Annotated in this window: 27 protein-coding genes and 2 pseudogenes; 16 read left to right on the top strand and 13 right to left on the bottom strand. The window is 61.7% G+C overall.

Going from position 1 to position 26393, the window contains the following annotated elements; translation table 11 throughout:
* The first annotated feature begins 292 nt into the window (after positions 1 to 292).
* Both VG556_RS12175 and VG556_RS12170 read left to right on the top strand, forming a co-directional pair.
* Complete coding sequence (locus tag VG556_RS12175) at positions 293 to 649, top strand: hypothetical protein (RefSeq protein WP_100450727.1); 357 nt, start codon at positions 293 to 295, stop codon at positions 647 to 649.
* A 48-nt stretch (positions 650 to 697) separates the two neighbouring features.
* Positions 698 to 1228, top strand: coding sequence for a cold-shock protein (locus tag VG556_RS12170; protein WP_100450728.1), 531 nt, complete (start codon positions 698 to 700; stop codon positions 1226 to 1228).
* Between the two features lie 52 nt (positions 1229 to 1280).
* On the opposite strand, the gene VG556_RS12165 is transcribed toward VG556_RS12170, so the two are convergent.
* Together VG556_RS12165 and VG556_RS12160 are read right to left on the bottom strand one after the other, a co-directional pair.
* Complete coding sequence (locus tag VG556_RS12165) at positions 1281 to 1838, bottom strand: hypothetical protein (protein ID WP_146257701.1); 558 nt, start codon at positions 1836 to 1838, stop codon at positions 1281 to 1283.
* A gap of 84 nt (positions 1839 to 1922) precedes the next feature.
* Complete coding sequence (locus VG556_RS12160; protein WP_100450730.1) at positions 1923 to 2309, bottom strand: Imm10 family immunity protein; 387 nt, start codon at positions 2307 to 2309, stop codon at positions 1923 to 1925.
* Between the two features lie 754 nt (positions 2310 to 3063).
* On the opposite strand from VG556_RS12160, the pseudogene VG556_RS12155 reads away from it, so the two are divergent.
* Positions 3064 to 3969, top strand: a pseudogene (locus VG556_RS12155) (YifB family Mg chelatase-like AAA ATPase); the annotation flags it as partial.
* A 263-nt stretch (positions 3970 to 4232) separates the two neighbouring features.
* Here VG556_RS12155 and VG556_RS12150 read toward each other — a convergent pair.
* Positions 4233 to 4526 (bottom strand): ArsR/SmtB family transcription factor, encoded by a 294-nt coding sequence (locus tag VG556_RS12150; RefSeq protein WP_024957933.1) that lies wholly within the window; start codon positions 4524 to 4526, stop codon positions 4233 to 4235.
* A gap of 172 nt (positions 4527 to 4698) precedes the next feature.
* Between VG556_RS12150 and VG556_RS12145 the strand changes: the two genes are divergently transcribed.
* From VG556_RS12145 to VG556_RS12125, 5 genes are read left to right on the top strand one after another with little or no spacing between them, the layout of a single operon-like run.
* Positions 4699 to 5640: an MBL fold metallo-hydrolase gene (locus VG556_RS12145; protein WP_223224754.1), complete on the top strand. Its 942-nt coding sequence runs from the start codon at positions 4699 to 4701 to the stop codon at positions 5638 to 5640.
* Positions 5637 to 6077 carry a YeeE/YedE family protein gene (locus tag VG556_RS12140; RefSeq protein ID WP_033834872.1) on the top strand — a complete coding sequence of 147 codons (441 nt, stop codon included), beginning with the start codon at positions 5637 to 5639 and terminating at the stop codon, positions 6075 to 6077. Before VG556_RS12145 ends, VG556_RS12140 begins: the two co-directional genes overlap by 4 nt.
* Positions 6074 to 6505: a DUF6691 family protein gene (locus tag VG556_RS12135; RefSeq protein ID WP_033834873.1), complete on the top strand. Its 432-nt coding sequence runs from the start codon at positions 6074 to 6076 to the stop codon at positions 6503 to 6505. The genes VG556_RS12140 and VG556_RS12135 overlap by 4 nt, the downstream gene beginning before the upstream one ends.
* Positions 6502 to 6939, top strand: a complete 438-nt coding sequence (locus VG556_RS12130; protein ID WP_033834874.1) for a TIGR01244 family sulfur transferase — start codon at positions 6502 to 6504, stop codon at positions 6937 to 6939. The genes VG556_RS12135 and VG556_RS12130 overlap by 4 nt, the downstream gene beginning before the upstream one ends.
* An 18-nt stretch (positions 6940 to 6957) precedes the next feature.
* Positions 6958 to 7719, top strand: a complete 762-nt coding sequence (locus VG556_RS12125; RefSeq protein WP_080264271.1) for a sulfite exporter TauE/SafE family protein — start codon at positions 6958 to 6960, stop codon at positions 7717 to 7719.
* A 72-nt stretch (positions 7720 to 7791) separates the two neighbouring features.
* On the opposite strand, the gene VG556_RS12120 is transcribed toward VG556_RS12125, so the two are convergent.
* From VG556_RS12120 to VG556_RS12110, 3 genes are all read right to left on the bottom strand, one after another.
* Positions 7792 to 9063 carry a DUF2254 domain-containing protein gene (locus tag VG556_RS12120; RefSeq protein WP_024957939.1) on the bottom strand — a complete coding sequence of 424 codons (1272 nt, stop codon included), beginning with the start codon at positions 9061 to 9063 and terminating at the stop codon, positions 7792 to 7794.
* 122 nt (positions 9064 to 9185) lie between these two features.
* Positions 9186 to 11165, bottom strand: a complete 1980-nt coding sequence (locus tag VG556_RS12115; protein ID WP_100450732.1) for a BCCT family transporter — start codon at positions 11163 to 11165, stop codon at positions 9186 to 9188.
* 51 nt (positions 11166 to 11216) lie between these two features.
* A complete protein-coding gene (locus tag VG556_RS12110; protein WP_033834877.1) occupies positions 11217 to 12314 on the bottom strand; it encodes a hypothetical protein in 1098 nt (365 codons plus the stop codon).
* A gap of 298 nt (positions 12315 to 12612) precedes the next feature.
* On the opposite strand from VG556_RS12110, the gene VG556_RS12105 reads away from it, so the two are divergent.
* The 3 genes from VG556_RS12105 to VG556_RS12095 all read left to right on the top strand — a co-directional run bounded on the left by VG556_RS12105 (position 12613) and on the right by VG556_RS12095 (position 15952).
* The gene (locus tag VG556_RS12105) at positions 12613 to 12981 is read left to right on the top strand and encodes an H-NS family nucleoid-associated regulatory protein (RefSeq protein WP_049461414.1); all 369 of its coding nucleotides are present in this window, start codon (positions 12613 to 12615) and stop codon (positions 12979 to 12981) included.
* 513 nt (positions 12982 to 13494) lie between these two features.
* Positions 13495 to 14610: a serine hydrolase domain-containing protein gene (locus VG556_RS12100; protein WP_050426964.1), complete on the top strand. Its 1116-nt coding sequence runs from the start codon at positions 13495 to 13497 to the stop codon at positions 14608 to 14610.
* A gap of 169 nt (positions 14611 to 14779) precedes the next feature.
* Complete coding sequence (locus tag VG556_RS12095; RefSeq protein WP_111144157.1) at positions 14780 to 15952, top strand: serine hydrolase domain-containing protein; 1173 nt, start codon at positions 14780 to 14782, stop codon at positions 15950 to 15952.
* Positions 15953 to 16070: 118 nt separating this feature from the next.
* On the opposite strand, the gene chrA is transcribed toward VG556_RS12095, so the two are convergent.
* The 3 genes and pseudogenes from chrA to arsH form a co-directional block, all read right to left on the bottom strand.
* Complete coding sequence (chrA, locus tag VG556_RS12090) at positions 16071 to 17273, bottom strand: chromate efflux transporter (RefSeq protein ID WP_024957944.1); 1203 nt, start codon at positions 17271 to 17273, stop codon at positions 16071 to 16073.
* A gap of 54 nt (positions 17274 to 17327) precedes the next feature.
* A pseudogene (gene arsC, locus VG556_RS12085) lies at positions 17328 to 17745 on the bottom strand (arsenate reductase (glutaredoxin)).
* Positions 17742 to 18482, bottom strand: a complete 741-nt coding sequence (gene arsH, locus VG556_RS12080; RefSeq protein ID WP_024957945.1) for an arsenical resistance protein ArsH — start codon at positions 18480 to 18482, stop codon at positions 17742 to 17744. The pseudogene arsC and the gene arsH overlap by 4 nt, the downstream one beginning before the upstream one ends.
* A gap of 39 nt (positions 18483 to 18521) precedes the next feature.
* Here arsH and VG556_RS12075 point away from each other — a divergent pair, with 39 nt between their 5' ends.
* Genes VG556_RS12075 through VG556_RS12060 form a run of 4 tightly spaced genes read left to right on the top strand, consistent with a single transcriptional unit; the run spans position 18522 to position 21551 of the window.
* Entirely contained in the window at positions 18522 to 18836 is a 315-nt protein-coding gene (locus VG556_RS12075; RefSeq protein WP_024957946.1) for an ArsR/SmtB family transcription factor, read from the top strand.
* Positions 18837 to 18861: 25 nt separating this feature from the next.
* On the top strand, positions 18862 to 19353 hold the full coding sequence (locus tag VG556_RS12070) for an arsenate reductase ArsC (RefSeq protein WP_024957947.1): 492 nt from the start codon (positions 18862 to 18864) through the stop codon (positions 19351 to 19353).
* Positions 19354 to 19373: 20 nt separating this feature from the next.
* Positions 19374 to 20432, top strand: a complete 1059-nt coding sequence (gene arsB, locus VG556_RS12065; RefSeq protein ID WP_033834878.1) for an ACR3 family arsenite efflux transporter — start codon at positions 19374 to 19376, stop codon at positions 20430 to 20432.
* Positions 20433 to 20465: 33 nt separating this feature from the next.
* Positions 20466 to 21551, top strand: coding sequence for an ArsO family NAD(P)H-dependent flavin-containing monooxygenase (locus tag VG556_RS12060; RefSeq protein ID WP_033834879.1), 1086 nt, complete (start codon positions 20466 to 20468; stop codon positions 21549 to 21551).
* Here the strand turns inward: VG556_RS12060 and VG556_RS12055 are convergent.
* The 3 genes from VG556_RS12055 to VG556_RS12045 all read right to left on the bottom strand — a co-directional run bounded on the left by VG556_RS12055 (position 21512) and on the right by VG556_RS12045 (position 25042).
* The gene (locus VG556_RS12055; RefSeq protein ID WP_072167338.1) at positions 21512 to 22045 is read right to left on the bottom strand and encodes an arsenate reductase ArsC; all 534 of its coding nucleotides are present in this window, start codon (positions 22043 to 22045) and stop codon (positions 21512 to 21514) included. The two genes, VG556_RS12060 and VG556_RS12055, sit on opposite strands and share 40 nt — an antisense overlap.
* A 111-nt stretch (positions 22046 to 22156) precedes the next feature.
* Entirely contained in the window at positions 22157 to 23635 is a 1479-nt protein-coding gene (locus VG556_RS12050) for a SulP family inorganic anion transporter (RefSeq protein ID WP_033834881.1), read from the bottom strand.
* Between the two features lie 417 nt (positions 23636 to 24052).
* Positions 24053 to 25042, bottom strand: coding sequence for a zinc-dependent alcohol dehydrogenase family protein (locus VG556_RS12045; RefSeq protein WP_024957952.1), 990 nt, complete (start codon positions 25040 to 25042; stop codon positions 24053 to 24055).
* A 144-nt stretch (positions 25043 to 25186) separates the two neighbouring features.
* Here VG556_RS12045 and VG556_RS12040 point away from each other — a divergent pair, with 144 nt between their 5' ends.
* Positions 25187 to 25429 (top strand): helix-turn-helix domain-containing protein, encoded by a 243-nt coding sequence (locus VG556_RS12040; protein ID WP_100442916.1) that lies wholly within the window; start codon positions 25187 to 25189, stop codon positions 25427 to 25429.
* Between the two features lie 82 nt (positions 25430 to 25511).
* Here VG556_RS12040 and VG556_RS12035 read toward each other — a convergent pair whose 3' ends face one another.
* Positions 25512 to 26291 carry an SDR family oxidoreductase gene (locus tag VG556_RS12035; protein ID WP_223224753.1) on the bottom strand — a complete coding sequence of 260 codons (780 nt, stop codon included), beginning with the start codon at positions 26289 to 26291 and terminating at the stop codon, positions 25512 to 25514.
* Positions 26292 to 26393 lie beyond the last annotated feature (102 nt).

Below are 26393 nucleotides of genomic sequence, written 5' to 3'. Positions count from 1 at the left end.
TTGGCGGCATTGACCCCTACCCGTTGGCATTCCGCACAACAGCAGGTAATCGTTACTGCGCCACCGTGCATCGGTGGTCGGGACTCGAAAACCCGGATTGCTAGACGTAAGTTTGCGCTTGCCAGCCGGCACCACCGCGCGTGGTGCCGGCTGGCAATCCGTCTGCCGGCTATGGCGGGCGGGGCGTGGGGGCCTCGTGCCCGCCGGCTTTGTCTAGCAACCGGTTTTCGAGCCACGCCCTGTCCGCCACCTTTATCGGTGGCGGCTTCTGCCTGCATGCACGGAGCCCGCCATGACCACGCCGCACTCCCCTCCCCCGCGCCCGATCCAGGAAGCGCCGTCACGCGCTCCGAGCCCTGACCCCAACAGCCTCATCGCCATCCTGCACGCCATTGGCGCAGGCGCTGCGGCCGATGGCCAGCCCTGGCCCGAGCGGCATCATCTACGCAGCCGGCAGATGCAGTTGTCCGACGCCGACTGCGCACTCACCGGCCAGCGCATCGTGCAGGAGATCCTGCTGGCGGCCGAGCGCACGCGCCAGAACGGTGAGCCCGAGCAGTACGTCGGCGACCGGGTGATGGAGGGGCTGGTGATGGCCGATCTGGCGCTGACCGCCTTCATCCACGAGCGGATGCGACCCAAGGACTGAGCGCACGCTTATGGCGCGGACCTTTCTGCCTGTGTGCGGGGGCGACGAATGAAGATGCACGGCCTGGCCGCTGCGGTGGTGTGCATCGCAGTGATCGGCGCGATGTGGGTGGAGTGGTCCGAGCCCGCGGGCGATCAGGTGTGGGCCTACCAGAAGCTGCAGCCGGCCGATTACCGCCTGCTGCACAGTGATGCGCGCGGCTTCGTGACCGCGAAGGCCCACGAGGGCTTTGAACTGCACGCGCGCCATGCCGGGGCGACGTCCTTCGAGATCCGCTGCAAGGGCGTGCTGGTGATGGAGGTGGAGAACGCGCCCTCGCGCGTGCTGATCCGCATGCCTGCCGATGCCCACTGGCGGGCACCGGATATCGAACGTCTGCGCATCAGCTTCGAGCGCTGGCTGGATCTGCACCAGAGCCAGGGGCGGTTGCTGGTGGAAAGTGCGGGGCCTTCGTGGGTTGAGACGCGGTTTGGGCGCTTCAATGGGTTGGTGCTGGATGAGCAGCGGTGCCTGCTTGGGGCCCCAGGCCGCCGCCAGCCCGATCCCACCAACTACTTCAGCGCTGAAGTGCCATCGTAGGCTGACGCTCACAGTTGCGCTGTGCCTGCACCGCAAGGGGCGCAGCAACTGGTCAAGGGCCAAACCCCAGTGCCATCGCAACCACTTTTCCATCCCGGACGTAGAAGCAAATGCTCGATCCACCTTCCGAGAACCCACAGGTGCGCTCGACCTTGAAGCCCCCCAGCGTTGCCTGCTCTGTGTCCCTCGGGCCATACCCGCCTGCTGCGCTGGCAGCCTTGGACGCCGGGTCACCCATGGCAACGCCTTTCAGCTTCACGCCGCGCAAGCTCTCGGTTCTGCCTGCAGCGGGTTGCCCCGCGCTGATCGATGAAACGCGGATCTCATCGATGGTTCGGAACTCCGGAGCGACGTCAGGGTTGGAGGTCATCAGCACCTCCAATCGGGTAGTTGGATCCAGATATCTACGCCGTATCAGCCCTGCCGCGTCCGCGACCATTTCGCCATCACCATAGCGGCGCAGGACATCCCGCTCGCTGTAGACATGCGGGATGAAACTTCCATCGCGGAAGGCTTCCGATACAAAGTCCACACGTAGACTCCCTGCGGGGAAGCCTGCAGCTGCAGGCAACATGCCCAGCGCAATCAAGATGAGTCTGCGTGTGTTCATGACAACTTCGTCCATCCATCTGAAGGAATGATCACGGGACATTCGCGACTCATGCGCGGATAGCCCATTCGTTCCGGAGACGTATCACCATTTCAGATCAAACGGAATACCCTCCGCAACACAGATTTTCCGCAACGCGGCCTCCAGCTTGCTGCCGTTTTCCAACGTTTTCAGTGTCACTGCAATCCCACCAGTGATCCCAAGCTTCCTCTGTGCACTTTCGGAGAGAGACAGCTCAAGCTCCATGCGCCGCAGAGAGATATGCACCAGACCGCCATAGCAAGGCTCAAGACCTCCACCGACCTCGATATGGGCGTGCGCCATGCCCAACTCTTCGTCCTGGTCGTCATACGCCTTCGCGTTCTGCAATACCACGTAACGAGACGGATTCGTCGAGCTGTCGGCCAAGCCAACTACGATGCAGTAGTCATCTTCCTCCATGGAAACGACTTCGGCCTTGAATCTGTACATTTCCCGGGTACTCCTGACATGTGGAAAACTCAATGTCTACTCCGCCGCTGTCCTGGTGCCGCTCTCAGCACGCAGGGTCGCATCGTTGTCACCCTTCCAGCCCACCTGGGTGCCACTCGCCCCGCCTGCGAGCCCATCCGTACTTTTGTCTGTTCGCCCGCCGCTCGATCATCAAGGACGGCGCCAACGTCAGGGGCGGTCTGTACTGACGGAAACCGAGCCGTCTTCCAGCAGGTGGACGCTTACATATGCGTCTGGCGGAGGTGTCCGATCGATCGACGCCCCTGCGGGGAGAATGTCCCAACTTGTGATCGGGCCGCAGACTGTCCTATGCACCAAACGGCTGCGATCCAACCCTCGCTTGGCAAGCTCGGCCACAACTACTTCAGGAGGCTGGCGGTCGAAGCCCTTGTAGGCTGTGCACGTCTCTCCCGTCTGGCCAATGGGATACGTTGAACTCTCCACCTCATCCCGGCACCCCGGCAGGCCCATGGCGAGCGAGAGGGCCATCAGTACTCGAATGCACTGCATTTCAGCTCGCTCCTTTCCTTCACTGCCCTGTAGTACGCCTTGTCTGACGCAAGACCTGCGAGACCGCCATCGCAGAGCCGCGCTGCACAGATCATTTGCCCTCGATGCGCACGCTGCACCCTTTGCAGGCAGAAATACCCCGAGACGCATTGCCGGCAAACCCCGATAGTCCCACGCAGATTACCTGCCGCATCATCAGGCGTCTTTCTGCAGGAATCCACACATGAGCCTGGCGCTGGTCCACAGCCGTGCCCGCGCCGGGGTCGATGCCCCGCTGGTGCGGGTGGAAGTGCACCTCTCTGGCGGCCTACCCGCCACCCAGATTGTCGGCCTGGCCGAGACCAGCGTGCGCGAATCCCGCGAGCGCGTGCGTGCCGCGCTGCTCTGTGCACGCTTCGACTTTCCGCAGCGGCGCATCACGCTCAACCTCGCGCCTGCCGACCTGCCCAAGGAAGGTGGGCGCTACGACCTGGCCATCGCGCTGGGCATTCTTGCCGCGAGTGGCCAGGTCGATCCGCAGTCGCTGCTGCAATACGAGTTCCTGGGCGAGCTGGGGCTGACCGGCGAACTGCGGCCGGTGGCCGGAGCGCTGCCTGCTGCGATTGCGGCGGCTGATGCCGGCCGCATCCTGGTGGTGCCGCCCGGCAATGCCGCCGAGGCGGCGCTGGCCGAGCACGCGGATGTGCGCGTGGCGCGCACGCTACTGGAGTGCTGTGCCGGTCTGGGCAATCCGCGCCTGCTGCCGCCCGTGGAGCGCGTGGACACGACACCGTTGCCCCTGCCCGATCTGGCCGACGTGCGGGGGCAGGCGCATGCACGGCGCGCGTTGGAAGTGGCGGCCGCCGGTGGGCACCATCTGTTGTTGATCGGCAGCCCTGGCTGCGGCAAGACGCTGTTGGCTTCGCGCCTGCCCAGCCTGTTGCCGGATACCGAGGAAGCCGAGGCGTTGCAGCTGGCCGCGATTGCCTCGGTGAGTGGCGAAGGGCTGGACCCCAGACGATGGCGGCAGCGGCCCTTCCGGGCACCGCACCACAGTGCGAGCGCGGCGGCATTGGTAGGCGGCGGCAATCCACCCTGCCCCGGTGAGATCTCGCTGGCCCATCACGGTGTCCTTTTCCTTGATGAGCTCGTCCTTAGGTCGTCAAGTTGACTGACAACACGTCGGCTTCTGACGGGAAGAGGGAGTACTCACTGCGTTTCACATAGTCACCATGTGCGGGGTCCGTTTCCGACCAGAAGCAGACAGCCACCCCCTCCCTCATGAATACCCCTAGGCCGCAGCAGACCTCGGGCCCGCTGTGGCCAAAGGGTTTTGGGGCAGACTACGCCAGTTGCCTAAATTCCCTGGGTCAGGAAGTCCAGCCCGCCCCTTCCAGGACGCTTTAGATCACGTCAAGTTGATGCATCGTCCACGCAGAAAATCCCATGCATCGCGCCCAGCAGTGCTGCAACGCGCGGGTCTTCCATGCGGTAGATGATCGACCGCGATTCCCGTCGGGTCGCTACGAGCTTTCGTTGACGGAGTTCGGCCAGTTGCTGGGAGAGCGCCGGCTGTCGAATGCCGGTGGCTTCCTCCAGTCCGCCCACCGTCATTTCACCTTGCGCGAGCTGGCATAGCAGCAACAGGCGCGAGGGGGTGGCCATGAAGCGCAGCAACTCGGCCACTTCAGGCACGCGCTCCTTCATCGTGGCTAGGTCTGACGGGCTGAATGGGGGGCTGGTCACGGGTAAGGGCAACTTGGGCAGGTGATGTGATGCAAAGACCATGCGGGCACGCGTCCAATCTAGCATATTTCAATAGTTGCACATATTACGTAACTATGTAATTCTCAGGTCGCGAAGCCTCTTGGAGCCAGCCATGATCCCATCCGTAGCGGTAGACGCCCCCTTGGACCAGGCTGTGCGCCTGGTCAGCGATGCGCGTGCCGGCCTGCTTCCCTCACCTTCCGTGAAGACGTTCTTTGACCCTGCTACGTTCACTGCCAGCCACGTCGTACGCGATCCAACTTCTTCAGCGTGCGCCATCATCGACAGCGTCCTGGACTTCGACATGGCCGCAGGCCGCACGTCCACTTCCTCCGCATCGGCGTTGGTGGACTACGTGCGTGCCGAGCGCCTGCAGGTGCAGTGGTTGCTGGAAACCCACGCGCATGCCGACCACCTGTCCGCGGCTCCATGGCTGCAGGAGCAGGTGGGAGGCGCGCTGGCTATTGGCGAACACATCACCGCAGTCCAGGAAACCTTCGGCAAGCTCTTCAATGCCGGTACTGCATTCAAGCGGGATGGCAGCCAGTTCGATCACCTGTTCGCCGACGGTGCCTCCTTCCGCATCGGTAATCTGCAGGCGATGTCGCTGCACGTGCCAGGCCATACTCCCGCTTGTCTGGCGTACGTGATCGGCGACGCCGTATTTCCTGGCGACACGCTGTTCATGCCGGACTACGGCACTGCCCGATGCGACTTCCCAGGTGGCTCAGCGCGCCAGTTGTATCGCTCGATCCAGCGCCTGCTGTTCCTGCCCGACGCCGCTCGCGTATTCCTGTGCCACGACTACAAAGCCACCGGCCGGGACCATTTCGCATGGGAAACTACCATCGGTGCCGAAAGGGCAACAAACATGCATGTGCACGAGGGCGTGAGCGAAGCCATGTTTGTGGAACTGCGGGAGGCTCGTGATGCCACACTTCCGATGCCACGGCTGATCCTGCCGTCAGTGCAGGTCAACATGTGCGCCGGCCATCTGCCCGAGCCCGAGGAAAACGGCGTGCGATATCTCAAGCTGCCGGTGGACCTGCTATGACGCTCTCTCACCTGGCCTGGTATTGGCCGCTCGCTGGCGGTGCCATGATCGGAACAGCGGCCGGAGCCTATCTACTCCTACTCGGGCGCGTTGCTGGCATCTCGGGACTGCTTGCCAAGACACTGGGCATGACGGGTGACGGCGGGCGCAGCGGTGCAGTCCTGTTTCTGGCAGGACTTGCCCTGGCGTCAGGCTTGGCATTGGCGGCCCGACCCATACCCCTGCCGGCGCTCTCCGCAAACGGAACTGTGGTGCTGGTGATCGCCGGACTGCTGGTGGGTTACGGAACTCGCCTTGGGGCTGGCTGTACCAGTGGGCACGGTGTCTGCGGCCTGGGCCGGGCATCGCCTCGGTCGGTGGTGGCGACCTGCGTGTTCATGCTCGTGGGCATGGCCACGGCAACCCTGGTACAGATTACGACCGGGGGCCCGGCATGATCCGTCTAGCCGCGTTCCTGTGCGGCGCACTCTTCGGATTGGGCCTGGTCGTATCCGATATGGCCAACCCAGCCCGCGTGCTTGCTTTCCTTGATGTGAGCGACGCCTGGGACCCCTCCCTGGCGCTGGTCATGCTGGGCGCACTGATCCCTTCCGGCGCAGCCTACCTGTGGATACGCGCCCGCAGAACGCCGCTGCTTGCCGTATCGCTGCACATTCCCGCCCATCGCATCATCGATCGGCGCCTGGTGATCGGTGCGGCGATATTCGGCCTGGGTTGGGGTCTGGCCGGACTATGTCCCGGCCCAGCCATCGCGTTGCTGGGAACCGGCCAGCCCTTCGCGATCATCTTCGCCACGGCAATGATCGCTGGCGTGCTCCTGCATGGCCTCATTCACCGCCCCACTGCAACTACGGGAAAACCATGAACCTCAAGCCACTCTCCGCCAGCCTCAAGGTGTCCGGCCAGCTCCTGCCAAAGGACATTGAAGCCCTGAAGGAGCAGGGCTTTGCGAGCGTGATCTGCAACCGCCCCGACGATGAACAGCCGGAGCAGCCCAGTCACCATGCGCTGCAGGCCGCCTGCCACCAGGCGGGCATGCAGTTTGCCTATCTTCCTGCGCTGCCTGGCGTCATTACCGATGATCAGGTGCATACCTTTGCCAGGTTGATCGAAGCGCTGCCAAGCCCTGTTGCCGCGTACTGCAGAACCGGCACCCGTGCTGCGATGCTTTGGGCGCTGTCGGAAGTCGTTCACAATGGAGCGGCGTTTGACCACGTCCTGTCTGTTGCTTCGGATGCAGGCTATGACCTTTCTTCCATCGCAGCACGGCTGCAGCAAGGCCCGGCGTCCGGCGACTGACACATGGAAGCGCTATCTCTGCTGCAGTTGGTTCTGGGCGGCCTGTCTGGCGTCCTGGTCGGCTTCGTCCTGGGCGTGGTCGGTGGGGGCGGATCCATCCTGGCGGTACCACTGATGCTCTACGTGGTCGGAGTGGGAGATCCGCATGTGGCTATCGGCACCAGCGCCCTGGCAGTAGCGGTCAATGCGGTGTCGAATCTGGTGATACATGCCCGTAGAGGGAACGTTCGATGGCCTTGTGCCTCGGTCTTCGCTCTGGCGGGGATCGCGGGCGCATACCTGGGTTCCAGCTTGGGCAAGGCGTTCGACGGCAGGAGCCTGTTGGCGCTGTTTGCTGTGGCTATGATCGTTGTCGGCATCGCCATGCTTCGCAGGCGCAACACGCCTGGACTCACGGACGCTCGGCTCGGCAGAGGCAACGCGCCCGCGCTGATTGGGCTGGGCACCACCGCCGGCGGGCTTTCTGGCTTCTTTGGCATTGGCGGAGGCTTTCTCATCGTGCCCGCACTGGTGGCCGCGACGGGCATGCCGATGATCGCCGCAGTCGGAAGCTCGCTCGTCGCCGTCGCCGCATTTGGCATGACCACCGCACTGAACTACGCGCGTACAGGTCTGGTCAACTGGAAGCTCGCGGCAGTTTTCGTCGTTGCCGGCGTGGCTGGCGGTATTGCAGGTGCAGCAACTTCGACGAAGCTGGCCAACTATCGTGGAGCTCTGAACACGGTATTTGCAGTACTGATCTTCATTACTGCCGCATACATGCTGTGGAAGGTGAGCTGACCGGATGTGCTCCAGACCACAGCCGAGCACTGATAGCCAGCGCAGCGCTTCAAAGGCTTTGATAGGAAGATACTACGAACGGTGGTCCACATCCTCCAGAGTCAAATAAGATGCGACGGCTCGAAGCGCCTCGCGATCAGCTTCGAAATCCATGGCCAATAGGCCGCGCTCCAACGCGATGCGGGCATGCGCCTGTGATGCGACTCTTGTCGCTTCATTCGAGGACCCTGCCAACGCTGCGAAGGCCTTCTGCAGCCGGATACTGACCTCCAGGGACGCGGCGGCATCCCTGGCAATCGGAGTGAACGCGTCCTCAAACATGTCGCGTACGTCGAGACACTGCACGTGCACGCGCGGATACAGCACCTCGCCTGTCGCAGCGTCCCCTCCGTGGCTGGACCATGCACAGAGCAGCCTGACACATGTCCCGATGACGTCGATGCAGGTCCCAGGGTCGTTCACCGCAGGTGACATGGCTCGCTGGGCAATTTCCGCAAGCACGACCAGCCCGAACCGTGGGTCATTTTCGATGGAGCGCGCGTCGCTAAAGGAAATGGCTGAGATCACTTTACTCTGTACTTCAGGAAGTAGATTTCCCTCGATGGCTATCAACGGACGGGTTGGGGTTGCGAACGTACCCGGCTGGCAGAGCAGATGAACGCGTAGATCATGTTCCTGCGCAATGGCGTTGATCCGCCCGACATCCACGTGTTCAACGTAGGCCACCTGATCGCCGACCAGCTGCACCGCCCCCTCTCCTACCCGAACCGCACTGGCTCCGCCGAGCGAAGGCTCCTCGGCGCGGCGCTTCATTGCCACTTGGGTCGCCCGCTCCACCAGATCGATGGTTTCGCCGACGCGGCCAAAGCGTGAGAACTGCTCGATAGCCCGGAGCAACGTCACTGTGATGACGATGATGACCGCGATAGTTGCCCCGAACAGTACAAGCCGGCCGCTATCTCCGTAGATGCCGGTGCTGAGCGCGATGAGGCCCACGATCGAGAACAGGAAGGCACCAATGAAGGTGGCCAGCGCACCTTGGGCCCGGGTGTCTTCGATCAGCAGGCGGGCCGCGCGCGGGGTGGCGCTGCTGGACGCGGACCCGTAGGCCGAGACCATGGTGGACAGCGAGAAGGTGGTGACCGTCAGCATCGACGCGGCAAGAATGCCAAGAATGTTGCCGACGGAATCTGCGCCGATCCGCGCGGCAAGGCCGACGGGAATGAGGAACTTCAGGAACGCGCCCGCCAACGCCGTGATGATGCCTAGGGCGCCATACAGGGTCGAACGGAACCACATCCGCTTTGTAACTTTGCTGGCTGCAAGCCTCAATCTGGTGAGCATGGGCTACTTCCTGGGAAGTTCGACCATCAATAGCACGGCCGGGCGCCGAGGCCACGTCAACGCAGGGTCATGCCCGACCCAAGGCAGATGCCGCTACTCCGGGCGGCATCTGTGTGCAGATTCTACGAGCGCACCTTGTCCAGGAACTGACGGTGGCGCTCGTATTGATCGAGCACATCGTGGATGAGTTGAACCTTGGTCCATCCCATGACGTCGTAGTCCTGCCCGCCCTCCCGCAGATAGACCTCCGCACGGTAATGACGGGTACCCTCGCTGACCGGCCGACGGGGATCCTGCAGGGCGAACGTCGGCGGCTCATAGGGCTGGGGCCGTACCGAGTAGAAGAAGTCCATCTCCTCGCCATGGCCAACCTGCAGCCACGCACGACCATCCTCCCCCTTGGAGACCTGGACCGGCAGATCCTGCTTGCGCAGCTCAGCCGCAACCTCTTCCAATGCTGGGATGACACGCTGCTCGATGAAGCCGGTCACCTCGATCTTCAACGGATTGTGCGCCAGCAGGCGCAGGCGCGCCCGCCAATCCTCGCTGGTACCCGGCAAGATACGTGCCTCGCGCAGGATCGAGCGCTTGGTTGCATCCAGATGCATGGCCTTCAGCAGTCCCCAGCACATCAGGATCATGACGATCGTAAATGGCAACGCACTGGCAATGGTGGCCGCCTGCAATGATTCCAAGCCGCCGGCCACCAGCAGGGCAATCGCAAGGCCGCCGACCAGCAGCGCCCAGAAGATCCGCTGCAAGACCGGCGATTCCTGCTCACCCTTCGAGGTAAGCATGTCGATTACCAGGGCACCGGAGTCCGCTGAGGTTACGAAGAACAGCGCAACCAGGATGACCGCCAGCGAAGAGGTCAGCATGGTCAGCGGCAGGTGCTCCAGAAACTCGAAGAGCGCCATCGAGCTGTCGGTTGAGACCGCCTGCACCAACTGCTGGATGCCCTCCGCCCGCACCATGTGCAACGCGGTGTTGCCGTAGATGGTCATCCAGAGGAATGTGAAGCCAAGCGGCACAAGCAACACCCCCACCACGAACTCACGGACGGTGCGTCCACGTGAGATGCGCGCGATGAACATGCCAACGAAGGGCGACCAGGCAATCCACCAGCCCCAGTAGAACAGCGTCCAGCCACCCAGCCAACCCGTGGGTTCGTAGGCATAAAGGTTGAAGGTCATCGAGAACAGCTGGGAAACGTACATGCCGGTGTTCTGCACCAGTGCCTGCATCAGGTGCACGGTGGGTCCACAGACCAGCACGAAGGCCAGCAACGCTGCCGCCAGGATCATGTTGAGCTCGGACAGCCTGCGTACGCCGCTGTCCAGGCCAGCCACGACCGAGCCGGTCGCCACCAGTGTGATGACGGTGATCAAGCCAACCTGGACGAGCGTACTGACCTCCAGGCCGAACAGGTAGTTCAGGCCGGCGTTGATCTGCATGACGCCCAGCCCCAGCGAGGTGGCCAGGCCGAAGATGGTACCCAGCGCGGCGAACGTGTCTACAGCATGCCCCAACGGGCCGTGGATACGATCGCCGATGAGCGGATACAGTGCGGATCGGACACGCAGCGGGAGATTGTGCCGGTAGGCAAAGTACGCCAGCGACAGCGCTACCACTGCGTAGATCGCCCATGCGTGGATGCCCCAGTGGAAGAAGGTGATGCGCATGGCCTGGCGGGCAGCTGCGGCCGACTCGGGCGAGCCGACCGGCGGCGTGGCGTAGTGCATGATGGGCTCGGCAACGCCGAAGAACATCAGACCGATGCCCATGCCGGCAGCGAACAACATGGCGAACCAGGAGCCGTAGCTGTAGTCCGGCGTACTGTGGTCAGGGCCGAGTTTGATGCGGCCGTAACTGCTGATGGCGACGCCGACGACGAAGACCAGGAAGCCGGCCACCGCAAGGATGGTGAACCAGCCTGCATCATTGGCAGCCCATGACTTGGCCGCGGTGAACCACCGCGTGGCTATATCGGGCGCGATGGCAGCAAGCGCCAGCAGCGCGATGACGATGGCTGCCGTGGGAATGAACACCTGCGGAAGGATCCGCTGGCGAACGGGGGGATGTTGCGGAGCCGTGCTCTGCATGGATACCTCCGTGTTGTTGGGTGAAGAAGCCTCTGGCTTGCGCGAGGCCGATCAGAAGTAGAAGCCGATGTTGAAGTTCAGCCGTGAATGCCAGCGGGAAGGACCTCCCTCGTCGATGCCGATACCATCACCACCGGCAAACCACATGTTGCGGCCAGCGATCCAGTCGACATAGGTGAGCATGATGCCTTTCTGCAGGCTGCAACCGGTCACGTTCTGCCACGAATCACGAAGGCCCGCGCGGTGCCCGACCGGGCGGGTCATGCTGAGGTTGTTATAGCAGGTGATGTCATCCAGCCAGCCCTTCTGGCCGAACGAATAGGCGATGTTGGCGCTTGGCACATCCGCCTGCGCTGCAACCTGGAAGGGGGATTGGAACGCCGACATTGCGATGCGATCTCCGGGCACGGCATACCGGTACCGCGCCCACTGCAACTGCGCGGTCCAACCATCGCGCTGCCACTGTGCGTGGAGGGCCGCGCCCTGATGACCGTAGTGACGCCGTGTCTGAGTGTTCTGCACCTTGCCAGCAAACGCTGATGCGCCCAGCAACAGCTCGCCGCCGCCCCAGGCGCGCGCGCGCTCCACGCGTGCATGCAGTCGTTGCCGCTCACGATACGGCAACGCCTCGGTCTGCGCGACATCAAAGGAGTAGCGATCATAGCGAGCCCCGGACCCGTATTCGTCTCCGGAGAACCAGCCGAGATGCCAGGTCGTGCTGCCGGTGCGGTGAATCACTACAAGGCCCGGATCGTAATCATCCTCAATGCCCAAGTAGTAGCCGGAGCCGAACCAGAAGCTCTGCGAAACGGTAGGGAGCAGCCCGAACGGGACTTGCTGGATACCTGCCTTGAGCTGGGTAGCATCGGAGAACTGCCAGCCCGCGTAGGCGTGATGCACGGCGTCGAAGCCATCGTACCAGCGGTATTGGGCAGAGAAGGAAAACGGTCCGGTTCCAGCGTCAAGGTCTGCACGCAGCAGTTCAAGCTGCAGGCGGCTGGTCGGCCCGTAGTCGAGCCAGCCATAGTTGAACCTGACGGCGCCTCCTGGATCAAAGTAAGGATCTCTATGGAGGTTATCCTCAGAAGCCTCTGCAGCCAGCGAAGTTCCCGCCAACGCGGCAGCGACAATGAAGGGAATTGATCTCACGGTTATGCGCCTTGCCTCCCTGATCTGCTACGGAAAGCGCTTGAGTCTAACGTCGATTCATCCAATGCCTCAAACTGGCGATCTCAAAGAATTCTTGGCGGGACCACAGCAATCACTCACGGCGCATCTTTAGTCCTCAGGTCCATATGCCACGTGAAAATCATGTGCAGTGAGAGAGTAGCTAACACGATAAACTTCTTAGTAGTCGATCCTGAGATTGAGCGACTCATAGTGGACATGGAGTGACACGCAATGTCATTTGAGAATAGGCTAGGGCCTCGACATCGGGGAAGAATTCATGACTATTGATATCAGCGGCCTTTCTGCCAAGGAACTTCGCTCACTGATTGCTCAGGCGGAGAAGCAGCAGTCCAAAGTGCTGTCACGCCCTAAGGCCACAGCGATGCGCGCCAAGATCAACAAGTACGTCAAGGATCATGGATACACGATAGAGGAACTCTACGGCGCTTCAGTGATCGTGCCCTCCGAAACCGCCAAGAAGCGAGGTGATCGGAGGCCTGCCAAATCGACAGTGCCCAAGATCGCTCCCAAGTACCGCAATCCTGCAGTGCGCGGCCAGACGTGGTCCGGTCGAGGGCGGCAACCGCGATGGATAGCCGAGCTGGTAGCAAGCGGAAAATCACTGAATGACTTCCTGATCAAGTAGTGATAGCGAGGTAGCCGCACACCGGTACCGCAGCAAGTCCTGAGAATCATTAGTCATCAGATCGAACAGGATGCTGGTGCGCGGAATGCCCTGCCAGGTAGGCGATCAAAGATTTCAGCTAGTCGCAGTTGATGTGACAGCGGGCGAACAGCAGGCGCTCCCCTTGCCTTTGGAGAGTGGGCTCAGGCAGCAATGATTGCAGTATCCACTTCTGGCCGACAGCTGCCGTCCGATCTGGCAGGATCCGATTCCTAGCGGGGATTCGACGCTGCCCGGGCCATGCGTGTGGCGTGCAACCGCTCCGGGCGTCAGGCAGCCCGATCAGCCCCATGCCGAGCGGGCCGCCGATGCGCGGGCTTACCTAACTTCCCCCGGACCATTCAGCCAACTCCATTGTGAGCATGACTCTTTGCACTGTCGTGCCCGGGTGCCTGGGCCTAGGGTTGCCGGCCGGCATCGGTTCCGTCGGCACTCGCCAATCCATTTTCCAGACGACCTGGCCCAGGGAAATCCATGCTGCCTGCACTCTTGCGCACCGCCTTGCTGACCGTTGCCCTGTCGGCATGGCTTCCAGCCCAGGCGCTTGCGGCCGGTTCTCTTAAGGAAGCCAACAGCAAGGCCAGGGCCTTCATCCAGCAGGCCATGCAGAAGCAGCGGATTCCGGGCCTCCAGCTGGCAGTGGTGCAAAACGGGAAAGTAGTGCTGCTGGAGAACTACGGGTTCGCCAATGTCGAGAACCGGGTGCCTGTTACCGGCAAGACGCTGTTCCCGATCAACTCGGCCACCAAGTCGTTCACCGGCGTAGCCATGATGCAACTGGTCCAGGACGGACGGGTGGATCTGGACGCCCCCTTGTCACGCTATTTGGACGATGTGCCCGCGACCTGGCGTGGGGTGCGGATCCGGCAGCTGCTGGGGCATACATCAGGCCTTCCGGAGATCATCGACTCGCAGGGGGCCTTTGGCGGTGCGACGGAGCCGGAGGCATGGAGTGCGGTCGAGGCTCGGCCTCTGGAGGTATCGCCAGGCGAACAGTTCTCGTACAACCAGACCAACTACGGCCTGCTGTCGCGGATCATCGTCAAGTTGAGCGGGCAACCATACGAGCGATTCGTGACGCAGCGACAGTTCGATGTGGCGGGCATGCCCTCTACCACGTTCGGTGACAGCTATGACCTGGTTGCCGGAGCCGCCACGATCTACAGCTGGTCGCCGCGGGGCTCGCTGGCACCGGACGATGGTGAGCGCCTGTCGCATTGGATTTATGAAATGCCCTACAGCCTGTGGGCGGGTGGCGGAATCCAGACGACGGCCGAAGAGCTGTCGCGCTGGATCATTGCGCTGTCGCAGGACCAGTTGATTGATGATGCACATGTCCAGCGCATGTGGCAGCAAGAGCCACTGAACAGCGGGGCGAAAAGCGATTGGGCCTTAGGCTGGCCGGTTTTGAAGGCTGATCGCCCGCGCCAGGTCGCAGGCATTGGCGGTGCCCGCGCGGCATTCGTCGTCTACCCGGATGAAGACTTGGCCGTGATCGTGCTGACCAATCTTGCCGGTGCGAACCCGCAGCGGTTTGTTCGACGCATCGGCGAGTTCTACCAGTCGCGGGCGAACGACTCCACCCATTGATGCCGACGAAGCTCCGGGACGACGTGTGCTTTCGGCACGAAGCGGACGTCCACACGCACACCTTCTGGCTGGCGCCAGGGGCGGCCGCCGCGAGAACAGGGACAGGTGTGCGGCCCTCGGTGTTCGGCTATCTTGAGAGTTCTTGCCAAAACCCTTCAAGCACAGACGCATGCAAGCGATTTCGAGGATTGTTCGAAACGGGCGGTGGCTCAACTACTTCGTATTGTCCGTCGTGTTCTTGGCTGCCGGCTGCAAGGGCGAGCATGTGCCGGCAAAGGATCTCGGGGCGGACCTCGATGAGGTGGCCGCAACACTGATACAGCAGCCGTTGCTCCACTCAACCTCGATCGCAGTCGTATATCGGGGCCAGGAATTCATCCGTCATCGCGGCAACATGGAAGCCGGCAGGCTGAGCCCTCCGACCGACGCGACCCTCTACGAAATCGGTTCGTTGAGCAAGACCATGGCAGGGACCCTGATGGCCAATGCCGTCCTGGAGCGCAGGCTGGGGCTGGACGACGATGTCCGGAAGTATCTGCACGGCAATTATCCGAACCTGCAGTACAAGGGCGACCCCATCCGCATCCGTCACCTGCTGTCGCATACGAGCGGTCTTCCGAACATGTTGCCGGAACGCGCGAACACGGTGCTCGCGGACTTCACCGATCAGCGTACGCCTCGTGAACTCAATGCCATTTACGCCGGCTATGGCAAGGCGGATTTCTTCAGGGACCTGCATGCCGTCGAGCTTCACCAGGTGCCCGGAAAGGATTACGCCTACTCCAGTGCTGGAACCCAACTGGCGGCGCATATTCTGGAGACGGTTTACAAGAGCGACTATGAGTCGCTGTTACGCGAATTCTTCCGCGATTCCGCGGCAATGGCGGACCTCAGAATCAGGCTGGGCGATGCTGAGGCGCCCCGGCTTGCGGTCGGCTACCACAGTGACAACGCGGTACCGACCTCGCCCATGCCGGAGTTGCCTTGGGGAGCATCGGGGAACGTAAAGGCGACCGTTCCGGAAATGGTGAAGTTCCTCAAGTTCCAGCTGGCCGGTGGGCCCGTCGTGACGGAATCACACCGTACTCTTGTCGAATTCGATTCCGAGTTCAGCATCGGCTATTTCTGGAACATCGTCGGCGGCGACCGCTTGAAGGGCACCTACTATGCCCATCATGGTGGTGTGCCCCGCTCGCAGTGCTATATCTACATCATGCCGAAGTATGACCTTGGCATTTTCGTCATCACCAACCAGAGCGGCGACAAGACTGCCCACGCCATGGAGGCGGCGATCAATACACTGGTCGAGAGAATAGCCGCGCGAGATAACATCTCTAGCTAGGGCCTGTCACGTTCGCGTCCTGCGACTCGACTTGACCGAGGGATTGTGAATGACCGCTGCTGGCCAGAAGCAGACGTTATATTGTGCTGCAGAGGCGCGCCTGATTGACCTGGCGGCGTTACCGTGGCAGGGCCCAGGTCGTCATGGCAGCCAGCAACACAACCAAGATCGGCGGTGTACGCGCGAGGGCCAGTAGCCCGAACGCAACCAGCGCCATCGCGGCATCCCATCGGTCATGGATCGCACTCGTCCACACCGGGTTGTACAACGCAGCCAGCAGAATCCCGACCACCCCGGTGTTGACGCCAGCAATCGAAGCTTGCAAAGCCTTTCGGTGGCGCAGGGCCTCCCAGAACGGCAGCGCCCCCACGAGCACAAGAAAGGCTGGCAGGAAAATGACTGCCAACAGCACAAGGCCTCCAAGCCAGCCACCCAGCGGCCCCTTGGCCAGGGCTCCCAAGTACGCCGCGAAAGTGAAGAGAGGGCCTGGCACCGCCTGCGCCGCACCGTACCCAGCGAGCAGATCCGCAGTGGTCACCGTGCCGCTTTGGACAACCGCGGTCTGCAGCAACGGCAGTACGACATGGCCGCCGCCAAAGACCAAGGCACCAGCACGGTACGTCCCCTCCAACAGCACAGCCAACGGGGAGCCACTAGCCACCACCCACACAGGCAGCAGAACAAGCGGCAGCACCAACAGCATCAGCGCTACCGAGCCCGTTCTTCGCGAGACGGGATAGCTGCAAGCGAACTGGCCCTGGGCAGGCTCGATTTTCAGCGCCCAGCGACCGAGCAGGCCGCTGCAGATGATCACCACCATCTGGCCGAAGACCGAGGGCAGTGCTAGCGTCAATACGGCGGCGACAAGCGCCATCCCTGCCCGCAGGCGGTCCGGGCATAGGGTCCGGGCCATTCCCCATACAGCCTGCGCCACCACGGCAACTGCAACGATCTTCAGGCCATGCAGCCAACCGGATTCGAGGATGCCTTGGTATCGAGCAACGCCAAATCCGAACAGGATCATCAGTACGGCCGATGGCAGGGTAAAACCTGCCCAGGCGGCCAGCAGGCCAAGCCAGCCGGCGCGAGCCAAGCCCAGCGCCATCCCAACCTGGCTGCTGGCTGGGCCTGGCAGTAACTGGCACAAGGCCACCAGATCCGAGTAGCTACGGTCCGTCAGCCACCGGCGGCGCTCGACAAACTCGAGGCGGAAGTAGCTCAGATGGGCGATCGGGCCGCCGAACGAGGTCAGTCCCAGTCGTAGGAACACCAGGAAGACACGCCACGCACTTTCGCTTTTTGCGGGATGGAGCGTCGGCATGGGGCAGGATCTCCGGTTGTTCTCAAAGGCGGCCAGCCCGGCCCAGCACCCAGACTAGGTCGCCGGGCTTCCCCTGTGCTCGGCCACCAACTCTCCATCTTCCTTCCGGAATGGTCCGGGAAGCTTCGGCAGGATCCAGCACCAGTTCGGAAGGGCGGCACAGGCGCGTGCCATTATCGGTTTGCACGAAAGGACGATTGATGAGTATTGGGTGCGCCAGCATGGCATCAAGCAGCGCGTCGTCGCTCAGTGCCGCATCGCCCAGTGCCAGCTCGTCATAAGGAGTGCCCTTCTGCCGGAGGGCGTCGCGCACGCTCAAGCCCGCGGCCCTGATGAGGTCGACCAGGCGCGCGCGGCTGGGCGGGTGGGCCAGGTAGTCGATCACTTCCGGCTCGATCCCGGCGAAGCGGATCATCGCCAGGGTGTTGCGCGAGGTGCCGCACTTGGGGTTGTGGTAGATGACCGCGTTCACGCACTTTCCTCCTCGTTCAAAACAGTTTCCACCACCCCTGCAGCGGCCGCGAGCGCCGCCGCCTCGATGGCCCCCTTGCGCTCGCTGTAACGGTCCACCAGGTAGTCGGTGCGCCCACGTACCAGCAGGGTGAACTTGACCAGTTCCTCCATGACGTCCACCACGCGATCGTAGTACGCCGAGGGTTTCATTCGACCTTCGTCGTCGAACTCCTGCCAGGCCTTGGCGACCGAGGACTGGTTGGGGATCGTCACCATCCGCATCCACCGGCCGAGCACACGCAGCGCGTTGACGACGTTGAACGACTGCGAACCGCCGCAGACCTGCATCACGGCCAGCGTGCGGCCTTGGGTGGGGCGCACGCTGCCCTCTTCCAGTGGCAGCCAGTCGATCTGGTTCTTGAATACCGCGGTAAGGGTGCCATGGCGTTCCGGGCTGACCCACACGTGTCCCTCCGACCACAGCGAGGCCTGGCGCAGCTCCTGCACCTTTGGGTGGGTGGCTGGCACCGAGTCAAGCATCGGCAGCTCATGTGGATCGAACAGGCGGGTTTCCGCCCCGAGCTGTTCCAGCAGCCGCTGCGCCTCCAGCGCCAGCTTGCGACTGAACGACTGAGGTCGCAGCGACCCGTACAGGATCAGGATGCGCGGGCGGTGCGGCTGCGCGGCCGGGTCGTTGAGCTTGGTGGCCGTCGGGATGTCCAAGGCACCTGGGACCAAGTTGGGGATCTGCTGCACGGGGTTGTCCTACGGAATCGATTCTATTATTCTAGAATCATGGAACATAACGCTGCAACCCACGCTCTTGCTGCCTTGGGCCACGCCACCCGCCTGTCGATCTTCCGCCTGCTTGTACAGGCCGGCAGCGGCGGCAAGCTGGCCGGTGACATTGCCCAGACGCTCTGCTTGCCTGGTGCCACGCTCTCCTTCCACCTGAAGGAACTGTTGGCTGCGGGCCTGATCAGCGCCGAGCAACATGGTCGGACGATCTGCTACCGGGCCGAGTTCGAGGCGATGACCGCATTGGTGGCCTATCTCACGGAGAACTGTTGTGCCGACGAACAGGCCTGCGAACGACCCGTTGGCTGCTGACCAACCCACCTTAGAGATCGCTCAGATGACCCGTCGCGTCCTGTTCTTGTGTACCGGTAATTCCGCTCGCAGCGTGTTGGCCGAATCGACCCTGAAAAAGTGGGGCCAAGGCCGCTACGAGTCCTTCAGCGCCGGCAGCCAGCCGGCCGGCCGCGTCAACCCGTTTGCCATTGCTCAGTTGCAGCGCGAGGGTTTCCCGGTGGACGGCCTTCGCAGCAAGTCGTGGGACGAGTTCGCCGAAGCGGATGCCGCGCCGATGGATCTGATCGTCACCGTCTGCGACAGCGCGGCGGCCGAGGCATGCCCGGTAGTGTTCGGCGACTTTGTACGGGTGCACTGGGGCCTGTTCGATCCGGCCGGCGTTGAAGGCTCGGACGGACAGAAAGCCGAAGCGTTCGATCGCGCGCACCAGATCATCAAGGCGCGCCTGAAGGCGTTTCTGGAGATCTCAGACAGCGTCTGGGATGACAGCGAGGCCCTCAAGGCCCGGCTCGACCCGATCGCACAGATCAACTGACCGTCTTTCCGGAAATCCCCATGACCACTGATACCTCCCGCCTGTCCTTCCTGGACCGGTATCTCACGCTCTGGATCTTCGCCGCCATGGCGCTCGGCGTCGGCATGGGGGCGTTGTTCGAAGGTGTACCCAGCGCGTTGAACAGCCTCTCCATAGGGTCGACCAACATCCCGATCGCGATTGGTCTGATCCTGATGATGTATCCGCCGCTGGCCAAGGTGAAGTACGAGGAACTGCCGCGGGTCTTCGCCGACAAACGGGTACTGATGCTCTCGCTGCTGCAGAACTGGATCGTCGGTCCGTTCCTGATGTTCGGCCTGGCCGTGCTGTTCCTGCGCGATTACCCCGAGTACATGACCGGCCTGGTCCTGATCGGGCTGGCACGGTGCATCGCCATGGTGCTGGTCTGGAATCAGCTTGCCCGCGGTGACGGCCAGTACGTCGCCGGGCTGGTGGCATTCAACTCGATCTTCCAGATTGCGCTGTTCAGCGTCTATGCGTGGTTCTTCCTGTCCTGGTTGCCGCCGGTGTTCGGTCTGCAGGGCAGCGTCATCGATGTCAGTTTCTGGACCATCGCCGAGGCTGTTCTGATCTACCTTGGTATCCCGTTCCTGGCGGGCTTCCTCACCCGCCGATGGTTGAAGGCGCGCAAGGGCGTGCAATGGTATGAAGAGACGTTCCTGCCCGCCATCAGCCCGGTAACCCTCGCCGCACTGCTGTTTACCATCGTGGCGATGTTCAGCCTGAAGGGAGGCGATGTGCTGAGGATTCCGATGGACGCGGTACGCATCGCGATCCCGCTGACGTTGTACTTCATCATCCAGTTCGTCATCAGTTTCTTCATGGGCAAGCTGATCGCCAAAGACTACCCCCGCACCACCGCGATCGCGTTCACCGCAGCAGGCAACAACTTCGAACTGGCCATCGCCGTGGCGATCGCGGCGTTCGGGCTGGCTTCCCCGGTAGCCTTCGCGGCTGTTATCGGCCCGCTGGTGGAAGTGCCCGTGCTGATTCTGCTGGTCCACGTCGCCCTGCGCCTGGGCAAAAGCTACTTTCCTGCCGATGCACGGAGCCGCTGAATCGCCTAGGTGCTGCAGCATGAGGAAGTCCCGATGGACAGCGTCGATGTCGTGGTGATCGGAGGTGGCCAGGCGGGTCTTTCGGCTGGCTACTTCCTGCGTCGCAGCGGGCTGTCCTATGTGATTCTTGATGCCGAAACGTCACCTGGCGGGGCGTGGCAGCATGCGTGGAAATCCCTGCATCTGTTCTCGCCGGCGGGCTGGAGCTCGATTCCCGGTTGGCCGATGCCTGCTACCCGGGAACCGTGCCCGTCGCAGGCGGAAGTGCTCGACTACCTCGCGCGCTACGAGCATAAGTATGCGCTGCCCGTCATCCGTCCCGTGCAGGTGAAACGCATCAGCCGCTCGGGGAGCCGGCTGCGGGTGGAAGCAGATGACGGCCGGCAGTGGCAGACACGTGCAGTGATCAGCGCCACGGGTACGTGGCGGCATCCCTGCACGCCCGGATATGAAGGTCTGGACGCTTTCGGCGGCGTGCAGCTGCACTCGGCCCACTACAGCCATCCCGAACCCTTCGCCGGAATGCGCGTGGCCATCATCGGCAGCGGCAACTCAGGCGCACAGATTCTGGCCGAGGTCTCCAAGGTGGCCAAGACCACGTGGATCACCCAGCGGGCGCCAGCCTTCCTGGCCGACGATGTCGACGGGCGCGTTCTGTTCGCACGCGCAACCGAGAAGTGGAGGGCTCAGCAGGAAGGACGTGAGCCGGATATTCAGCGGGATGGTTTTGGCGACATCGTGATGGTGCCGCCGGTGGTGGACGCACGGCGCCGCGGTGTACTGGTCTCCATGCCGCCACCCGTCCGTTTCACCGCCACCGGCATGCAGTGGGCAGATGGCAGCGAACGCAACTTCGACGCGGTGATCTGGTGCACCGGCTTCCGGCCGGTATTGTCGCACCTGGAAGGACTGGGCATTGTCAACGCTCGTGGTCGGATCGACGTGGATGACACCCAGGTTCGGTCGGTCGCAGCGCCATCGGTTTGGCTGCTCGGCTATGGCGACTGGAATGGCGCAGCATCGGCCACGCTGATCGGGGTGACCCGATACGCGCGCGAGGCAGTAAGGCAGATCAGCGACTACATCGGGGAGGCTTCTCCGGTGTTATCTGGCGCGTGAGCCTCGGCGCCATTGCCCAGCGCCCGCACCTGCGATTGCAGGGCCATGCGGTCCAGCGCTTCAGGCTTAAGCGCCAACAGCAATCCGAGACGGTGCTGGAGCTGGTGAAGCGTGCTCAGGAACGCCTTATGGACCTGATCAGCACTGCCCTGCACTGCGGCCGGGTCGGGGATGCCCCAGTGGGCGGTAGCCGGGTGGCCCGGCCACACGGGACACGCTTCACCCGCGGCACGATCGCACACCGTTACGATGAGATCCATCTGCGGTGCTTCCGGACCTGCGAATGCATCCCACGGCTTGCTCGACAGTCCGGCAACGTCGAAGCCAATCTCCGAGAGCACCTGCAGGGCCACCGGATGAACTACGCCCTTGGGATGACTGCCCGCACTGTAAGCGCGGATACGTTCGCGCCCTAAATGGCTGGCCAGTGCTTCGGCAAGAATGCTGCGCGCCGAGTTGCCTGTGCAAAGGAACAGAACATTCAGGGGACGCATGTCATCGCAACCATTTATCTAGAATAATCGAAGTATTGCCTTGCCATATGTCAACTCGATGACTGCCGAAAAGGAAGCGGGCACCCCTCGGTGCCCGCTTCGCTCATCTGTTCAATGACCCGACGACCGTGTGGCGCCTGGCGTACGATGCTTTCCCAAGCGGTCTACCAAGGTCTCACTTGCATCGTTGAGACCGAACACCTCAACGGTCGCGCCGTGCTCGCGCAGCTTCATCACTACCCGGTCGAGCGCATCAACGGCGGTCACGTCCCAGAAGTGGGCGTCCTTCAGATCGATGATGACCTCCTTGGGGACATCCAGATAGTTGAAGCTACTCACGAACTGTCCAGAAGACGCAAAGAACACCTGCCCCTTCACAACGTAGACGCGCGAGTCGGTCTCGACCTGGGTGTCGTCGATGATCAGCATCTTGCCGACCTTGCGGGTGAAGAACACCGCCGACAGGATCACGCCTGTCAACACGCCTTTGGCGAGGTCGTGGGTAGCCACGGTCACGATGACCGTGCCAATCATCACGACCGAAGAGCTCTTGGGATGAATGGCCAGCTCGCGCAGCGAGCGCCAGCTGAAGGTGCCGATGCTGACCATGATCATCACTGCGACCAGTGCGGCCATTGGAATCTGACTCACCAGGTTTGACCCATAAACAACCAGAAGGAGCAAAACCACGCCGGCCACAAGGCACGAGAGACGGCCCCGGCCACCGGAAGTGATGTTGATCACCGACTGGCCGATCATTGCACAGCCTGCCATGCCCCCAAAGAAGCCCGTTACGGTGTTAGCCAAGCCTTGGCCCGCACATTCGCGATTCTTCTGGCTCGGGGTATCGGTCATGTCTTCGACGATCTGCGCGGTCATCAGCGATTCCAACAAGCCAACGACCGCCAAAGTCGCCGAAACCGGCAGCAGGATCTGGAGTGTTTCCCAGGTGAATGGCACATCCGGAATCAGGAACGACGGCAGGCTGTCAGGCAGCGCCCCCATGTCGCCTACGGTGCGTACCTGGAAGCCGAAATACATGGAAGCGGCCGTGAGAACCACGATCGCCACCAATGCCGAAGGAACGGCTTTGGTCAGCAGCGGCAGCAGGTAGATGATTGCCAGACCCACAGCACAGATCGCATACACCATCCACGGCATGCCGATGAGCTCGGGAAGCTGCGCCATGAAAATGAGAATCGCCAGTGCATTCACAAATCCGGTCACCACCGAGCGCGACACAAAGCGCATCAGCGAGCCCAACCGCAGGGCGCCGGCCAGCATCTGCAGGACGCCGGCCAGGATGGTGGCGGCAAACAGATACTGAATGCCGTGCTCGCGCACCAGCGTGACCATCACCAACGCCATGGCGCCGGTCGCAGCCGAGATCATGCCAGGGCGGCCACCGGCGATGGCGATGATGACGGCGATGCAGAACGAGGCATACAAACCTACCCTTGGGTCGACGCCGGCGATGATGGAAAACGCGATTGCCTCAGGAATCAGGGCTAGCGCAACGACAATGCCCGACAGCAGGTCACCACGGATGTTACCGAGCCATTGCTGGCGCAGGGGATAAATTGCAGACATAGAAAATGATCTCCGCGCACAGCCGTGCGCGCCAAACGAAAGAAACAGGCACCCTTCCAGACCTATGTGTCTGGGTCGCTTCTTCAATCAAGCGTCAGGGTGGAGTCATCGCTAGCCGATCCGTTGGGTACTTGACGGTATATTGTAGACTTGCATAGCGCCTGAGGGGAAATCCGGCCGGCATCGCGGTCGCGTCGGTGTATTCTCAAGGGTAGCTTCCCAGATCCCAAGATCATTTCGCAGGCGAAGTCGACAAGCTGGTAGGCAGTTGATCAGATTGAATTGAGCTCTGACCGAATCGCCAAAGAAGAGGTGGACATTCGCCGCGGGGCCTATGTCCGCTATCGGCCAAAAGCGGTCAGTGGGACGGGTTGAACTGGGGCCGAAAGATTCTGCTCTCAGCCCCAGAAATGGCGATTAGACTGTCACCACGATCTTTCCAATCTGCTGATTGGCCTCAAGGAAACGATGGGCTTCCTGGATGTCACTCAGAGGGAAGGTCTTGGCGATTATCGGGCTCAGTGCTCCAGACTCCAGCCCCTGCAGAATAAACGCCTTGGCACGTTCAAGGACTTCTGGGTCGGCCACAATTTCTGCATAGAGATAGCCCTTGAGGGTTAGGCTTTTGCCCAGCACGGTAAACAGCGGGAATGGCGTCGGTTCCGAGCTGAGTGCACCGTATACCAGCAGAATGCCACCTCGGGCCATGCTCTGCGTGAGGGGCTCGAAGGACCGCCCGCCAACCGGGTCGAACACAACGCGGGCGCCTTGTCCGGCCGTTATCTCCATCACGCGCTCGACGATATCCTCTTCGTCACTCACGATCACATACGCGGCACCAGCATCCAGAAGGGCCTGTTTCTTCGCACGGGTTCGCGTGATTGCAATTGGTGTGGCGCCGACCATGCGTGCTATCTGGAAGGCAGCCAGACCGACACTGCTTGATGCCGCGGTGACAAGGACAAAGTCGTGTTGCCCGAGTTTGGCCTGCTCGATGAGTGCACCCCAGGCGGTGACGTACTGCATCCAGGACGCAGCAGCCTCTTCAAAGGACAACCTCTCGGGGCTCTTCACCACCAGATGAGCAGGTACATTGGCCAGCTCTCCGTAGGTGCCCCAACGGGCGATGTCCAGAGGCGGGATGAGAGCGACTGCATCACCCACCTTGATCCCGGTTACTGCGCTACCCACTGCAACCACGATGCCTGCGGCCTCGTAGCCCAGGCGGCTAGGGAACTCGGCTTCCTGTAGGTATGCGTGATTGCGAAACATCACCTCGGCTCGGTTCAAGCCAATCGCTTTGACGCCAATCTGCACCTCGTTTGCCGCCGGTGCCGATACGTCCAAATTTTCCAGCTTCAGAACACTGGCGTCACCGTATTCATGGATTCTGACAATGCGTGCCATTGCGGATACCTCGTTTTTGAATGGGCTTCGAAGTGCGCAGGAAAGGTCTGCGGCTAATCGAAGAGTGAATAAAATGTAATCATTGGTTGGTAGCGGATAAAGGCCTACTATGACGTAATATTTGAAACAGAGAGTTTTTAATGGATCGCCCGACCCAGATGGCTACGTTCGTCAGAGCTGGGATCATTCAGCCCTGCTGCGGATGACCTCAACCTATCCCCTCAGTTGGTGGGAAAGCAGGTAAAAATGCTCGAACAACACCTGGGGGTTTCCTTGCTGCATCGGACTACGCGCAGGCAAAGCCTCACCGGGAACACAATGGCGGCTATTGGCCGACACCCATCTGATGCAACAAACTCAAACCGGCCAAACGCGGTTATCTGGTAACTACAGAACCAGGGGGCGATTCACACAGCTTTTCACTCGATATAAGCGGGGCCTGACGCCGAAGCGGCAGGCCCTAAGCTCATTAGAATTCCTGCACCGTTGGGCGCAGAACGATCTCGTTAATATCCACTTCAGCAGGCTGCTCAATTGCGAAGGCGATAGCCCGAGCGACGGATTGAGCGGGAATTGCATGCTTGTAGAAGTCCACCACGAAATCGCGGCTCTGTTGGTGGGTGCTGCCGAATTTCAACTCGGAGTCCACAGCACCCGGTTCGATAGTCGTGGTGCGAATGCTGCCACCGACTTCGTGACGCAGTCCTTCGGAAATGGCCCGTACAGCAAACTTGGTGCCGCTGTACACCGTGCCGCCAGGGCTGAATACCTTCAGGCCTGCAACCGATGCGATGTTGATGAAGTGGCCACTGTTTTGTTTCTGGAAGACCGGCAATGCAGCCGCGACTCCGTACAGCAGCCCCTTGATGTTGATGTCGATCATGCGATCCCACTCGTCAGTGCGAGCATCACTGAGCGGTGCAATCGCCATCAGCCCGGCATTGTTGACCAGTACATCAATGCGCCCGTAGGTGTCCACGGTACCTTGAATGAGCGCTTTGACTTCTTCCTGAGAGGTGACATCGGTCTGATACGCGATTGCCTGACCACCTGCATTGGTCAGCTCAGTCACCAATGCGTCGAGTTTATCTTTGCGGCGTGCGGCCAGCACTACGCGCGCGCCAAGCGCAGCAAGGTGGCGTGCAGTCGCTTCACCCAAGCCACTGCTGGCGCCGGTGATAACGACAACTTTTCCAGAAATGTTATTGCTCATGTTGAGAACCTCATCGGCGGGTTTGTATTTCGCCATGGCTGATTAACCTGGCAGTGAACAAATCTTAGCCCCATGATTGATCTCAATAAATGGAAATTATTGGATTAAGCTATTCCTGAATATGGAACAAATAGGAGG

The organism is Stenotrophomonas sp. CASM106 (genome assembly GCF_049384825.1).
Lineage (GTDB): Bacteria > Pseudomonadota > Gammaproteobacteria > Xanthomonadales > Xanthomonadaceae > Stenotrophomonas > Stenotrophomonas muris.
The sequence above is the reverse complement of the archived record's forward strand: the minus strand, read 5'-3'. Positions and strand labels throughout refer to the sequence as shown.

Coding starts and splice junctions, on each gene's coding strand:
- VG556_RS12175 (WP_100450727.1), top strand. CDS start 293: ATGACCACGCCGCACTCCCCTCCCCCGCGCCCGATCCAGGAAGCGCCG.
- VG556_RS12170 (WP_100450728.1), top strand. CDS start 698: ATGAAGATGCACGGCCTGGCCGCTGCGGTGGTGTGCATCGCAGTGATC.
- VG556_RS12165 (WP_146257701.1), bottom strand. CDS start 1,838: ATGAACACACGCAGACTCATCTTGATTGCGCTGGGCATGTTGCCTGCA.
- VG556_RS12160 (WP_100450730.1), bottom strand. CDS start 2,309: ATGTACAGATTCAAGGCCGAAGTCGTTTCCATGGAGGAAGATGACTAC.
- VG556_RS12150 (WP_024957933.1), bottom strand. CDS start 4,526: ATGAAGGAGCGCGTGCCTGAAGTGGCCGAGTTGCTGCGCTTCATGGCC.
- VG556_RS12145 (WP_223224754.1), top strand. CDS start 4,699: ATGATCCCATCCGTAGCGGTAGACGCCCCCTTGGACCAGGCTGTGCGC.
- VG556_RS12140 (WP_033834872.1), top strand. CDS start 5,637: ATGACGCTCTCTCACCTGGCCTGGTATTGGCCGCTCGCTGGCGGTGCC.
- VG556_RS12135 (WP_033834873.1), top strand. CDS start 6,074: ATGATCCGTCTAGCCGCGTTCCTGTGCGGCGCACTCTTCGGATTGGGC.
- VG556_RS12130 (WP_033834874.1), top strand. CDS start 6,502: ATGAACCTCAAGCCACTCTCCGCCAGCCTCAAGGTGTCCGGCCAGCTC.
- VG556_RS12120 (WP_024957939.1), bottom strand. CDS start 9,063: ATGCTCACCAGATTGAGGCTTGCAGCCAGCAAAGTTACAAAGCGGATG.
- VG556_RS12115 (WP_100450732.1), bottom strand. CDS start 11,165: ATGCAGAGCACGGCTCCGCAACATCCCCCCGTTCGCCAGCGGATCCTT.
- VG556_RS12105 (WP_049461414.1), top strand. CDS start 12,613: ATGACTATTGATATCAGCGGCCTTTCTGCCAAGGAACTTCGCTCACTG.
- VG556_RS12100 (WP_050426964.1), top strand. CDS start 13,495: ATGCTGCCTGCACTCTTGCGCACCGCCTTGCTGACCGTTGCCCTGTCG.
- VG556_RS12095 (WP_111144157.1), top strand. CDS start 14,780: ATGCAAGCGATTTCGAGGATTGTTCGAAACGGGCGGTGGCTCAACTAC.
- chrA (WP_024957944.1), bottom strand. CDS start 17,273: ATGCCGACGCTCCATCCCGCAAAAAGCGAAAGTGCGTGGCGTGTCTTC.
- VG556_RS12075 (WP_024957946.1), top strand. CDS start 18,522: ATGGAACATAACGCTGCAACCCACGCTCTTGCTGCCTTGGGCCACGCC.
- VG556_RS12070 (WP_024957947.1), top strand. CDS start 18,862: ATGACCCGTCGCGTCCTGTTCTTGTGTACCGGTAATTCCGCTCGCAGC.
- arsB (WP_033834878.1), top strand. CDS start 19,374: ATGACCACTGATACCTCCCGCCTGTCCTTCCTGGACCGGTATCTCACG.
- VG556_RS12060 (WP_033834879.1), top strand. CDS start 20,466: ATGGACAGCGTCGATGTCGTGGTGATCGGAGGTGGCCAGGCGGGTCTT.
- VG556_RS12055 (WP_072167338.1), bottom strand. CDS start 22,045: ATGCGTCCCCTGAATGTTCTGTTCCTTTGCACAGGCAACTCGGCGCGC.
- VG556_RS12050 (WP_033834881.1), bottom strand. CDS start 23,635: ATGTCTGCAATTTATCCCCTGCGCCAGCAATGGCTCGGTAACATCCGT.
- VG556_RS12045 (WP_024957952.1), bottom strand. CDS start 25,042: ATGGCACGCATTGTCAGAATCCATGAATACGGTGACGCCAGTGTTCTG.
- VG556_RS12035 (WP_223224753.1), bottom strand. CDS start 26,291: ATGGCGAAATACAAACCCGCCGATGAGGTTCTCAACATGAGCAATAAC.